This is a genomic window from Rhodanobacter sp. KK11 (assembly GCF_033345435.1).
GTDB lineage: Bacteria > Pseudomonadota > Gammaproteobacteria > Xanthomonadales > Rhodanobacteraceae > Rhodanobacter.
Genome location: NZ_JAWPMI010000003.1, coordinates 175,219 through 187,425 on the forward strand (window position 1 = coordinate 175,219; position 12,207 = coordinate 187,425).

The following is a 12,207-nucleotide window of genomic DNA, read 5'->3' on the forward strand; positions in this document are numbered from 1 at the left end:
TTCAAGGCATCGGCAGACCGGCGAGCTTGCCGCGGCGATTGCACGATGGATTCACCCTCCCACAGGATTCCTTCTTCATGCGCATCGGCATTCCCTCCGAAACCAAGACCCTGGAGGGCCGTGTCGCCCTCATTCCCGCCGCTGCCGCCGACCTGGTGCGTCGCGGCCACGACGTGTTCATCCAGTCCGGAGCCGGCCTGAAGAGCGGCTTTGCCGACGCGGCCTACGCCGGGGAAGGCATCCGGGTCGTGCCGGACGCCGCCGCGCTGTACGAGGCCGGCGAGTTGATCGTGAAGGTGAAGGAGCCGATCGCCGGCGACCTGGCCTTGCTGAAGAAACACCACCTGTTGTTCTGCTACCTGCACCTGGCCGCCGAACCCGAGTTGACCAGGCGCCTTCTCGACATCGGCCTGACCGGCGTGGCGTTCGAGTCGGTGACCGAGAACGGCGTGCTGCCGCTGCTGTTGCCGATGTCGGTGATCGCCGGCCGCATCGCCATCCAGCTCGGCACCACGCTGCTGCATCGCCCGCAGGGCGGCAAGGGCAAGCTGCTCGGCGGCATGGCTTCGACCACGCGCGGCAAGGTGGTAGTGCTCGGCGCGGGCGCCGCCGGCGGCAATGCCGTGGCGCTGGCCGCCGCGACCGGTGCCAACGTGGTGGTGTTCGACAAGCGCCAGGACCGCCTGGCCGACATGATGGTGCTGGGCCCGAACGTCACCGCGCTGTATGCCTACGAGTCGTCGGTGGCCGAGGAAGTGCGCGATGCCGACATCGTGGTCGGCGCGGTGCTGATCCCCAGCGCCCGCGCGCCGCACGTGGTCAGCGAGGCCATGGTGAGGACGATGGAGCCCGGCAGCGTGCTGGTGGACATCGCCATCGACCAGGGCGGCTGCTTCGAGACCTCGAGGCCGACCACCTGGGAGAAGCCCACCTACGACGTGCACGGCATCACCCACTTCTGCGTGACCAACATGCCCGGCGCGGTGCCGCAGACCTCGTCGCTGGCGATCTCCGCCGCGATCCTGCCCTACGTGCAGCGCCTGGCCGCCGGCAACGAGTGGCGCCAGTTCGAGCCGCTGAAGGTCGGCATCAATGTCGACGGCGGCAAGCTGGTGCATCCGGCGCTGCAAGGTATGCTCTGACCTTGGCAGGCAAGAAAGGGGCACCCAGGGTGGCGCGCAGCACGAACGTCAGGCAACAACCGAAGGAAGGCCTCAGCGAGGAGCTGAAGCGCCGGCTGCGCGAAGCCGGTGCCCTGCTGCTGCTGCCGCTGGCGCTGTACCTGCTGGTGTGCCTGTTCAGCTACGACCCGCACGACCCCAGCTGGACCAACGCCGGCCAGCTGGAGCACGCACGCAATTTCGGCGGCACCGTGGGCGCCTACATCGCTGACCTGCTGCGCTGGATCTTCGGCCTGGTCGCCTACTGCTTCCCGTTGCTGTTGCTGTTGCTGGGCGTGCAGGTGTTGCGCCAGCGCGGCGAGCAGGTGGTGCATCCGTGGGAGCCGGCATTGCGCCTGATCGGCTTCGTGTTCTTCTTCATCACCGGCCCGGCGCTGCTGTACCTCAATTTTCATGAACAGGTTCTGCCGCAAGGTGTCGGTGGCATCGTTGGTGAGTGGACTGGCAAGGCCCTGCTCAGCGCGTTCGGCGACAAGGGAGCGCCATTGCTGCTGCTGGCCGTGTTCCTGATCGCGGTGACCCTGGCCACCGGCTTGTCCTGGTTCAAGGTGATGGACCTGACCGGGCATGGCGTGCTGAAGCTGCTCGACTGGGCCAAGGGCAAGCTGCGCGAGGCGCCGCAGGCACTGGCGGCGCGGCAGGCGCGCAGCGAGCGCGAGGTGGTCAAGAAGGCCGATGCGGTGCGCCAGGCGAAGCGCGAGCCGGTGCGCATCGAGGCGCCGCCCGCGCCGGTGACCAAGAGCGAGCGGGCCAAGCTCGAAACGCAGATCCCGTTGTTCGTCGGCGCCGCCACGCCGGGCGAACTGCCGCCGCTGTCGCTGCTGGACGAGGCGCCGCCGCAGGGGCCGGGCTATTCCGAGGAAACCCTCGAGGTGCTCTCGCGCCAGGTCGAGTTCAAGCTGAAGGACTTCAAGATCGACGTGAAGGTGGTCGGCGCCTATCCGGGCCCGGTGATCACCCGCTTCGAGATGGAGCCGGCGCCCGGCGTGCGCGGCTCGCAGGTGTCCAGCCTGGACAAGGACATCGCGCGCGGCCTGTCGGTGGTCAGCGTGCGCGTGGTGGACGTGATTCCCGGCAAGAACGTGATCGGGCTGGAGATCCCCAACACCCACAAGCAGATCGTCTACCTCTCCGAGATCCTGCGCTCGGACAAGTACGACCAGACGAAGTCGCCGCTGTCGCTGGCGCTGGGCAAGGACATCGGCGGCAAGCCGGTGGTGGTCGACCTGGGCAAGATGCCGCATCTGCTGGTGGCCGGCACCACCGGCTCGGGCAAGTCGGTGGCGGTCAACGCGATGGTGCTTTCGCTGCTGTACAAGGCCAGCCCGAAAGACGTGCGGATGATCATGATCGATCCGAAGATGCTGGAGCTCTCGGTGTACGAGGGCATCCCGCACCTGCTGGCGCCGGTGGTCACCGACATGAAGGAAGCGGCCAACGCGTTGCGCTGGTGCGTGGCCGAGATGGAGCGCCGCTACAAGCTGATGGCCGCGGTGGGCGTGCGCAACCTGGCCGGCTTCAACAAGAAGGTGAAGGACGCCGAGAACGCCGGCCAGCCGCTGCTGGACCCGCTGTTCCGGCCGAACCCGGAGATGCCGAACCTCGCCGCCGAACCGCTGGAGCCGCTGCCGTACATCGTGGTGTTCATCGACGAATTCGCCGACATGATGATGATCGTCGGCAAGAAGGTGGAGGAGCTGATCGCCCGCCTGGCGCAGAAGGCGCGCGCCGCCGGCGTGCACCTGATCCTGGCTACCCAGCGCCCGTCGGTGGACGTGATCACCGGCCTGATCAAGGCCAACATCCCCACCCGCATCGCGTTCCAGGTGTCCAGCAAGATCGACTCGCGCACGATTCTCGACCAGAGCGGCGCGGAGACCCTGCTCGGCCACGGCGACATGCTGTACCTGCCGCCGGGCACCGCCACGCCGGAACGCGTGCACGGCGCCTTCGTCGACGACCACGAGGTGCACCACGTGGTGGCCTGGCTGAAGTCGCAGGGCGCGCCCAACTACATCGAGGGCGTGCTGGAGGAAGTCCAGGCCACCGCCGACGGCAAGTTCATCAACGACGCCGGACTGCCGCAGGAAGGCGAGGAAGGCGGCGACGCCGATACCCAGCTGTACGACAAGGCCGTGGCGGTGGTCACGCAGACCCGGCGTGCCTCGATCTCCGGCGTGCAGCGCCACCTGCGCATCGGCTACAACCGCGCCGCGCGGCTGGTCGAGCAGATGGAGCAGGACGGCGTGGTCAGCGCCCCGCAGCACAACGGCAACCGCGAAGTGCTGGCGCCGCCTCCGCCAAAGAACTGAAGTCACTCGGCAGGGCGGGCACGGCCCGCATCCTGCGAAGCCCGAAGAACATCGCCCGCCGCTCCTACCGATCCGTTAAGCCGGCACTGTCCACAATCCACCGCCACCGCCACGTTCCGGGGAATCCGATGAAACGCTTCATGCTTGCCCTGTCCGCCGTCGTGATGACGCTGTCGCTGAGCGCCGTGGCGCAGGCTGCCAGCGGCTCTGCGCGCGCCCGGCTGGACGCATTCGCCACCGGCCTGCATTCGCTCACCGGCCACTTCAGCCAGACCCTCACCGACATCAACGGCCACGCCGGCAAGAACAGTTTCGGCACACTGGCGCTGCAGGCGCCGCGCCAGTTCCGCTGGGACACGCTTGCGCCGTACAAACAGACCATCGTCGCCGACGGCAGCCGGGTGTGGATGTACGACCCCGAACTCGAACAGGTCACCGTGCGCGTGCAGAGCACCGAGGAGGCGCACAGCCCGCTCACCGTGCTGACCGATCTCAAGCAGATGGACAAGGACTTCAAGGTGGTCGAGCAGGGCGAGCATGACGGCCTGCTCTGGCTGCGGCTCAGCTCCACCGCGAAGGACCCGCAATTCGACTACGCCGACCTCGGCTTCGACGCCAACGGTCTGGCCCGCATGACGTTCCGCGACCAGCTTGGCGCCACCACCGACATCCGCTTCTCCAACTGGCAGCGCAACGCGCCGATTCCGCCGGCCACCTTCAACTTCGTGCCGCCGAAGGGCGCTGACGTGATCGGCGATGCGCCGGTGATCGACGTGCAGCCGCTCAAGGACTGATGCGGTCATGCCCGTGCTGCGCCGATTGCCGCGCTGGGCCTGGATCGGTGGCGGCATCCTCGCCTTCATTGCCGGCATGGTCAACGCCGCCGGCTACATGGGTTTCCGCCACCAGTCGATCACCAACCTCACCGGCTCCACCAGCCTGCTCGGCATTGCGGTGGGCACCGGCGACGGCGGCGAGACATGGCACTGGCTGCTGTCGATCGGCGCCTTCGTGCTTGGCGCGCTGCTCAGCGGCCTGATCGTGCAGCAGCACACGCTGAAGCTCGGCCGTCGCTACGGGGTGGCGCTGGTGCTGGAATCGCTGCTGCTGTTTGCCGCGGTGCCGCTGCTGGACAAGGGCAGCTCGTACGGCCTGGACCTGGCCGCGATGGCGGCCGGGCTGCAGAACGGCATGGCCAGCACCTACAGCGGGATGGTGTTCCGCACCACCCATGTCTCGGGCATGTTCACCGACCTTGGCATCTACGTCGGCCAACGCCTGCGCGGGCTGGAGGTGGACACCCTGCGCATCCGTGTCTGCCTGCTGGTGGTCATCACTTTCACTTTCGGCAGCGCGGTGGGCGCCATGCTGTTCCGCGTGCTCGGCGAGCACACCCTGCTGATTCCGGCCGTGCTCACCGGCCTGTGCGGCGTGGGCTACGGCGTCTATCGCCAGTACACGCTGGTCCGGGGCATCGACGCCGATGCGACCTGAGCGCGGTGCGCTTCAGCTGGCGACGGCGCAGCGGTTGCGGCCGGCGCGCTTGGCCTCGTACAGCGCCTTGTCGGCGCGCGACAGCCATTGCTCGATGGATTCGCCCGGACGCAGCGCGGCAACGCCGATGCTGGCAGTCACCGGGATCGGGCGCCCGTCGTGCTTCACCGTGGTGGCGGCCAGCGCCGCGCAGATGCGTTCGGCGATGTCCCGCGCCAGCGGCAGTGGAGTATCGGGCAGGCACAGCACGAATTCCTCGCCGCCATAGCGGCCCACCAGGTCGCCCTGGCGGCAGTGCTGCCTGATCACCTCGATCGCGCCGCGGATCACCGCGTCGCCGGCCAGGTGGCCGTGAACGTCGTTGATCAGCTTGAAGCGGTCCAGGTCGAACAGCGCGATGCAGGCCGACCCGCCCTGTGCCCGCTCGCGCTCGCGCGCGGCCAGCTCCAGGAAGCGGCGGCGGTTGTAGACGCCGGTCAGCCCGTCGGTGCTGGCCAGTTCGTCCAGGCGGCGGTTCGCCACGAGCAGGTCGCGCGTGCGTTCGTCGACCTGCCGCTGCAGCTGGGCTGCCTGCCGCCTGAGGTACAGGGTGCGCAGATGCACCAGCGCAGCCATCAGCGCCAGCAGCAGCAGGGCGGCAATGGTCCGGCTGAGCGTGGTTTCGTACCAGCGCGGCCTGACCTCGACCGCAAGGTCGGTCTCCACCGTGCGCGGCTGCAGGCCGCGGGTGGTGGCGCGCAGGCGCAGCCGGTAATGGCCGTGCGGCAGGCTGGTGTAGATGGCGCTGGGCGGGTTGCCTTTGGGGATGACTGTCCAGCCCTCGTCGAGGCCGTCCATGCGGTAGCTGTAGGCGGTTTCCGTCGGTGCCTGGTAGTCGAGCAGGGCGAAGTCCAGGCGCAGGTTGCGGTTGCCGTGCTCCAGCGCGATCTTTCCGCCGCTGGCGGGCAGGCGGCCGAACGGCATGGTGGCGCCGCCGACGATGGCGTTGGTGATGGCCAGCGCCACGTTGGCGACCGGCGGCGACTGCCAGTGCGGGCGGATCACGGTCAGCCCGCCCAGCCCGCCGAACAGCAGCTCGCCGCCGGGCGTGCGCGCCGCAGCGACGTTGACGTAGCTGGCGATGTGCAGGCCGTCGCGGGTGCCGAGGTTGGCGGCTTCGAACGTGTCGCCGTCGATCCTGGCCACGCCGTTGGACAGGCTGGCCCAGAGCCGGCCGTGGTCGTCGGTCAGCACCGCATTGACCTTGTCGCTGGACAGGCCCTGCGCCAGGCCGACCGTGCGGAAGCTCCACGGTTCGCCGTCGAGCGGAGGGGTGACGACGCCGAGCCCGCCGAAGGTGCTGACCCATACCTGGCCGTGCGGACTGCTGCTGATCGAGCCGATCAGGTTCTGCGGCAGGCTGTCCGGGTCACCGGCGCGGTGGCGCAGGTTGGTGAAACGGCGCGGCAGGCTGTTGCCGCGGGCGATGCTGATGCCGTTGCCGGTGCCGTACCACCAGTCGTTGCCTATTCGCGCGATGTGCCGCACGGTATCGCCGGCGAGGCTGTCCGGGTCGTTCGGCACATGGCTGGCGTGGTCGAGTGCGCGGGTATGCAGGTCGTAGCGATAGAGGCCGTCGTAGGTGCCGATCAGCAGGCGCGGGCCGTCCGGCCGCAGGCTCAGTACCGGCTTGTCGTGCAGTGCTGGCAGCACGGAGTCCTTGATCGCAAACGTATCCGGGTCGACCTGCGCCAGCCCCTGGGTGCCGACCCAGATCGAGCCGTCGGCGGTTTCGGTGAGGCTGCGCACGTCGCGTTGGGTCTGGCTGCCGCCCAGGCGAAGGTGGCGCATGTCGCCGGCCTCGAGGTCGATCACGTCGATGTGGCCGGCACCGAGGCCGAGCCAGATCCGCCCGCGCGAGTCGACGAAGATGCTGTGCACGTTGGTGTCGGACAGCGCGTTGCGTTCCAGTGGCGAAGGCAGCAGCGAGAACGCGGTGCGCGCCTGCGGATTGTTGCGGGCGACGCCCAGGTCGGTGGCCGCCCAGATATTGCCCCAGCGGCCGCGCAGCAGTGCGCGCACCGCGTCGCCGGGCAGGGACGAGGGCACCGCCGGGTCGTGATCGATCCGGCGCACGCCGGCTTCGCCGGGCGCGTATTCGATCACGCCGCTGCCGTCGGTGGCGATCCATACCTTGCCGGCGTCGGTCTGCAGGAAATCGCGCACGGTGGGGTGGCGCATGCTGCCCGGGTAGCCGCTGAAGCCCGGCACGCCGTGCCAGCGGTCGCCGGTGTCCCGGTAGGCTGCGCCGGCCTGGCCGCTGCCGACCCAAAGGCGGCCTTCGCGGTCCTGCATGATCGCCCAGATCTGGTTGCCGAGCACCGTGGCGGCAGGTTCGTCCGTCGCCATCGGGCGCACGAAGGCGTCCGTGCCGGCGCGACGCACGAACAGGCCGTTGTTGTTGCCCAGCCACAGGTTGCCGTGCCGGTCCTGCATCACGCTGAAGTTGCGCGGCGAGGTTTCCGGCCCGGTGCCTACCCGGCGGATCCTGCCGGTGCGCAGGTCGAGGTGGTCCAGTCCATTGTCGGTGGCGATCCAGACGCCGCCGGCATGGTCGTCGCCCAGCGCGAAGACCTTGCGGTCGGAGAGGCCGCCGGCACCGATCGGATAGACGTGGAAGCTGTTGTCCGCCTGCTCGAAGCGGGCCAGGCCGCCGGCATTGGTGCCGATCAGCAGGTCGCCGTCCGGCAGCGCGAGCAGGCTGCGCACGTAGGCATCGGGCAGGCCGGGAACCTTGTCGCTAGCGGCGCCGAACACCTGCAGGCGATAACCGTCGTAACGGACCAGGCCGCCCATGGTGCCGATCCAGATCAGGCCGTCGCGGTCCTGGGCGATGGCCGTGGCGATCGAGTGCGGCAATCCGTCGGAAATGCCCACCTGGTCGAACCAGGGGGCATCGAACGGCGCCCACGGGTCGCGGCCGGCATGCAACGGGGCGCACAGGCAGAACAGCGACAGCAGCAGCCCGGCAAGGGTCGGACAGAAGCGGCGGACGGCGTTCATGCGTTGGGCGACAAGCCGGTCCGTTGCGCCCAGGCACGGCCTGTCGCGATGGAAGGAACTTGCGTCCTCGCCTTCACCTGCGTCCTGCCCCCGGCACTGCGTTGCGGAGCAAGGCCGCAACGTGCGGGCATCATAGCGGCAATCGCCCGACCGGATGAACCGGCAGGCATGGCTTATCATGCCCGCATGCCCCGTCCCGCCTCGCCATCTGCTCCCGGTCTGTTTGCCGAACCCGACGCACTCAAGCCGCTGGCCGAGCGCATGCGTCCGCGCAGCCTTGACGAAATCGTCGGCCAGCAGCGCCTGGTCGGTCCGGACAAGGCGCTGCGCCGTGCGCTGGAAGCCGGGAAGATCCATTCGATGGTGCTGTGGGGGCCGCCCGGCTGCGGCAAGACCACGCTGGCGCTGCTGGTGGCGCGCTACGCCGACGCGGATTTCCGCGCGATTTCCGCCGTGCTGTCCGGCCTGCCGGACGTGCGCAAGGCGCTGGCCGAGGCCGAGGCGAACTTCGCCCAGGGGCGGCGCACCGTGCTGTTCGTCGACGAGGTGCACCGCTTCAACAAGACCCAGCAGGACGCCTTCCTGCCGCACATCGAGCGCGGCGTGATCATCTTCATCGGCGCCACCACCGAAAACCCCTCGTTCGAGTTGAACTCCGCGTTGCTCTCGCGCTGCCGCGTGCACGTGCTGGAGCCGGTTTCCACCGACGACATCATCGCCGCGCTGAAACGCGCGCTGGTAGATACCGAGCGCGGCCTGGGCGAATTGCAACTGCAAGTTTCCGACGAATCGCTGGAGTCGATCGCCCAGGCCGCCGACGGCGACGTGCGCCGCGGGCTGACCCTGCTGGAAATCGCCGCCGAGCTGGCCGAAGACAGGCGCATCGACGAGACCACGCTGACCCAGGTGCTGGCCGACCGCACCCGCCGCTTCGACAAGCAGGGCGAACAGTTCTACGACCAGATCTCGGCGCTGCACAAATCCGTGCGCTCGTCCGACCCCGACGCCGCGGTGTACTGGCTGTGCCGCATGCTCGACGGCGGCGTCGACCCGCTGTACCTGGCCCGGCGCATGACCCGCATGGCGGTGGAGGACGTCGGCCTGGCCGAGCCGCGCGCATGGCGCATGGCGCTGGATGCGTGGGATACCTACGAGCGCCTGGGCAGCCCCGAAGGCGAACTGGGCCTGGCCCAGCTGGCGATCTGGCTGGCCATCTCGCCCAAGAGCAACGCCGCCTACATGGCCTACAACAAGGCCCGCACCGCGGTGCGCGAGGGCGGCACGCTGGAGGTGCCGATGCACCTGCGCAACGCGCCGACGAAATTGATGAAGGGTCTCGGTTACGGCAAGGGCTACCAGTACGACCACGACGCCGAAGGCGGCATCGCGCTGGACCAGCAGTGCCTGCCCGACGCACTGGTCGGCAGCGTGTTCTACGAACCGGTCGAGCGTGGCCTGGAACTGCAGCTGCGCGAAAAGCTGCTGGCCCTGCGTGCCGCCCGCGCCAAGGCCCGCGGCAGATAACGCCGGCTGCTGCACGCGCCCTTGCCGCTGCCCCGACGCACGGCCTAGATTCGCCGCACCAACCGGGGAGGATGAACCATGCGCGTACTCGTGGCGGGTCTGATCGGCGGCATCGTGATGTTTGCGTGGGGTGTGGCGGCGCACATGGCGCTGGGGCTGGGTAACGTCGGCATCCAGATGCCGGCCGACGAAAACGTCGTGTTGAACAGCCTGCATGAAGGTCTCGGCAATCAGCCGGGCGTTTACATCCTGCCGTCGCTGGACCCGAAACGGATGGGCGACGAGGCCGTGCTCAAGGCTTATTCGGCCAAGGCGGCGACTTCGCCCTACGCCTTCGTGGTCTACCTGCCGCAAGGCGAGGACATGATGCAGATGGGGCCGCAGATCGGCCGGCAATGGGCGTCCGACACGCTCGCCGCGCTGGCGCTGGCCTTCGTGCTGGGGCTGGCCGGGCTGGGTTTCCGGCGGCGCGTGGTGCTGGCCGCGGCCGCGGCGGTCTTTGCCTGGCTGTGCACGGTGGTGCCGTACTGGAACTGGTATCGCTTCCCGCTTGACTTCACCCTGGCCGCGCTGGTCGAGCAACTCGTCGGCTGGCTGCTCGCCGGCGCCGCCATGGCCTGGTGGCTGGGCCGCAGCGAACGCAGGATGGCCAGCTGACGCTCGGCATCTCCCTCCCCTGCAAGGCAGGGGAGGGTTGGGGTGGGGTCAGCTCTGAGTTCGGCGCCAGTCCGGGGCAACCCCCTCCCAACCTCCCCCTGCAGGCAGGGGAGGAGCCGAATGCGGGGGAGCGGGGGAGAGAGATGCGCCCCACGCCAAGCACGTGTCGCATTGCGACTGCGCCCGCCCGGCAGCGATAATTCACGGTTCAAGCCTTCACCTGGACTCTGATCATGCTGGATCCCGCCCTGCTGCGAGCGCACCTCGCCGAAACCGCCGCGCGTCTCGCCGAAACCCGCGGCTACACGCTCGACGTGGCCGCCGTGGAGTCACTGGAGAGCGCACGCAAACAGCTGGCTACCGAAACGCAGGATCTGCAGAACCTGCGCAATACGCGCTCCAAGGCGATCGGTCAGGCCAAGGCGAAAGGCGAGGACACTGCATCGCTGATGGCCGAAGTGGCCGGCATCGGCGACAAGCTCAAGGCCAATGAGGCCCGGCTGGCCGAGGTGCAGGCGAAACTGGCCGGCATCGCGCTGGGCATCCCGAACATCCCGCACGCCTCGGTACCGCTCGGCAAGGACGAGCACGACAACGTCGAGGTCGCCCGCTGGGGCACGCCGCGCGAGTTCGCGTTCGCGGTGAAGGACCACGTCGAACTGGGCGAGCGCCACGGCTGGCTCGACGGCGACGCCGGCGCCAAACTGTCCGGCGCGCGCTTCACCGTGCTGCGCGGCCAGCTCGCCCACCTGCACCGCGCACTCGGCCAGTTCATGCTCGACCTGCACACCGGCGAGCACGGCTACCTCGAATGCAACGTGCCGGTGATCGTCAACGCCGACAGCATGCAGGGCACCGGCCAGCTGCCGAAGTTCGAGGAAGACCTGTTCGCCACCGAGGTCGGCGAGACGAAGCGCTACCTGATCCCCACCGCCGAAGTCTCGCTGACCAACCTGGTGCGCGACACCATCCAGGACGCCGACGCGCTGCCGCTGCGCATGACCGCGCACACGCTGTGCTTCCGCGCCGAGGCCGGCAGCTACGGCCGTGACGTGCGCGGCATGATCCGCCAGCACCAGTTCGAGAAGGTCGAGATGGTGCAGATCGCCCGTGCCGGCGACTCCTACGCACAACTGGAGGAAATGGTCGGCCACGCCGAGAAGGTGCTGCAGAAACTCGGCCTGCCGTATCGCAAGCTGCTGCTGTGCACCGGCGACATGGGCTTCGGCTCGGCCAAGACCTACGACCTCGAGGTGTGGCTGCCCAGCCAGCAGACCTACCGCGAAATTTCCAGCTGCTCCAACTGCGAGGATTTCCAGGCCCGCCGCCTGCAGGCCCGCGTGCGCAACGCCGACACCGGCAAACCCGAGCTGGTGCATACGCTCAACGGCTCCGGCCTCGCCATCGGCCGCACCCTGATCGCGGTGATGGAGAACTATCAGAACGCCGACGGTTCGATCGACGTACCCGAAGCGCTGCGCCCGTACATGGCTGGCCTGGACCGCATCGCATGAATGCACCGACACCAGCAGGCGGCAGCTGGGGCAGGGTGGAGTTCTATACCAGCTTCTCCCTGCTGATCGTGCTGGCCACGGTGATCGGCATGCGGCTCGGCTTCGAGAGCGTGTGGCACCTGCCCACGCTCGATCTCGACCTGTCCGTGATCGCCTTGGCGCTGGTCCTCGCCAGCTTCTGGCTCGCCCGCCACAGCCGCCGCTGGCGCCTGGCCATCGTCGCCTTCGCCAGCGCTACCCAGTTGGTGCCGATGGTGGTGCGCGAACCGGTGTTGCTGCTGCCGCTGCTCGGCGCATTGGTCCCGGTGGGAATCCTGATGGGGTGCCTGGTGGCGTTGTCGAAGAAGGACACCGGACTGTAGGAGCGCACCCTGTGCGCGAACTCTTCGTTACGTTACCGAAAAGCATCGCGCACAGGGTACGCTCCTATAGAACCACGATCATCCGGCTTCCTCGGCAGGCACCCGCCTGCCGTGTTCCTGA

Annotated in this window: 9 protein-coding genes; 8 read left to right on the forward strand and 1 reads right to left on the reverse strand. The window is 68.6% G+C overall.

The features are described from left to right. The first annotated feature begins 77 nt into the window (after window positions 1-77). The 4 genes from R5H19_RS08720 (at window position 78) to R5H19_RS08735 (ending at window position 4,987) form a co-directional block, all read left to right on the forward strand. Window positions 78-1,142, forward strand: a complete 1,065-nt coding sequence (locus tag R5H19_RS08720) for an alanine dehydrogenase (RefSeq protein WP_318158598.1) — start codon at window positions 78-80, stop codon at window positions 1,140-1,142. A gap of 29 nt (window positions 1,143-1,171) precedes the next feature. Further along, the gene (locus R5H19_RS08725; RefSeq protein ID WP_318158599.1) at window positions 1,172-3,493 is read left to right on the forward strand and encodes a DNA translocase FtsK 4TM domain-containing protein; all 2,322 of its coding nucleotides are present in this window, start codon (window positions 1,172-1,174) and stop codon (window positions 3,491-3,493) included. A 128-nt stretch (window positions 3,494-3,621) separates the two neighbouring features. Further along, window positions 3,622-4,287, forward strand: coding sequence for an outer membrane lipoprotein chaperone LolA (lolA, locus tag R5H19_RS08730; protein ID WP_318158600.1), 666 nt, complete (start codon window positions 3,622-3,624; stop codon window positions 4,285-4,287). A 7-nt stretch (window positions 4,288-4,294) separates the two neighbouring features. After that, entirely contained in the window at window positions 4,295-4,987 is a 693-nt protein-coding gene (locus R5H19_RS08735; RefSeq protein WP_318158601.1) for a YoaK family protein, read from the forward strand. Between the two features lie 12 nt (window positions 4,988-4,999). On the opposite strand, the gene R5H19_RS08740 is transcribed toward R5H19_RS08735, so the two are convergent. Beyond that, window positions 5,000-8,029 (reverse strand): diguanylate cyclase, encoded by a 3,030-nt coding sequence (locus tag R5H19_RS08740; protein ID WP_318158602.1) that lies wholly within the window; start codon window positions 8,027-8,029, stop codon window positions 5,000-5,002. Window positions 8,030-8,215: 186 nt separating this feature from the next. Here R5H19_RS08740 and R5H19_RS08745 point away from each other — a divergent pair, with 186 nt between their 5' ends. The 4 genes from R5H19_RS08745 to R5H19_RS08760 all read left to right on the forward strand — a co-directional run bounded on the left by R5H19_RS08745 (window position 8,216) and on the right by R5H19_RS08760 (window position 12,086). After that, window positions 8,216-9,553: a replication-associated recombination protein A gene (locus tag R5H19_RS08745; protein WP_318158603.1), complete on the forward strand. Its 1,338-nt coding sequence runs from the start codon at window positions 8,216-8,218 to the stop codon at window positions 9,551-9,553. Window positions 9,554-9,631: 78 nt separating this feature from the next. Then, window positions 9,632-10,210 carry a hypothetical protein gene (locus R5H19_RS08750; RefSeq protein WP_318158604.1) on the forward strand — a complete coding sequence of 193 codons (579 nt, stop codon included), beginning with the start codon at window positions 9,632-9,634 and terminating at the stop codon, window positions 10,208-10,210. Window positions 10,211-10,443: 233 nt separating this feature from the next. Then, window positions 10,444-11,724 (forward strand): serine--tRNA ligase, encoded by a 1,281-nt coding sequence (gene serS, locus R5H19_RS08755; protein ID WP_318158605.1) that lies wholly within the window; start codon window positions 10,444-10,446, stop codon window positions 11,722-11,724. Continuing rightward, on the forward strand, window positions 11,721-12,086 hold the full coding sequence (locus R5H19_RS08760) for an LrgA (RefSeq protein WP_318158606.1): 366 nt from the start codon (window positions 11,721-11,723) through the stop codon (window positions 12,084-12,086). The genes serS and R5H19_RS08760 overlap by 4 nt, the downstream gene beginning before the upstream one ends. Window positions 12,087-12,207 lie beyond the last annotated feature (121 nt).

Coding starts and splice junctions, on each gene's coding strand:
- R5H19_RS08720 (WP_318158598.1), top strand. CDS start 78: ATGCGCATCGGCATTCCCTCCGAAACCAAGACCCTGGAGGGCCGTGTC.
- lolA (WP_318158600.1), top strand. CDS start 3,622: ATGAAACGCTTCATGCTTGCCCTGTCCGCCGTCGTGATGACGCTGTCG.
- R5H19_RS08735 (WP_318158601.1), top strand. CDS start 4,295: ATGCCCGTGCTGCGCCGATTGCCGCGCTGGGCCTGGATCGGTGGCGGC.
- R5H19_RS08740 (WP_318158602.1), bottom strand. CDS start 8,029: ATGAACGCCGTCCGCCGCTTCTGTCCGACCCTTGCCGGGCTGCTGCTG.
- R5H19_RS08745 (WP_318158603.1), top strand. CDS start 8,216: ATGCCCCGTCCCGCCTCGCCATCTGCTCCCGGTCTGTTTGCCGAACCC.
- R5H19_RS08750 (WP_318158604.1), top strand. CDS start 9,632: ATGCGCGTACTCGTGGCGGGTCTGATCGGCGGCATCGTGATGTTTGCG.
- serS (WP_318158605.1), top strand. CDS start 10,444: ATGCTGGATCCCGCCCTGCTGCGAGCGCACCTCGCCGAAACCGCCGCG.
- R5H19_RS08760 (WP_318158606.1), top strand. CDS start 11,721: ATGAATGCACCGACACCAGCAGGCGGCAGCTGGGGCAGGGTGGAGTTC.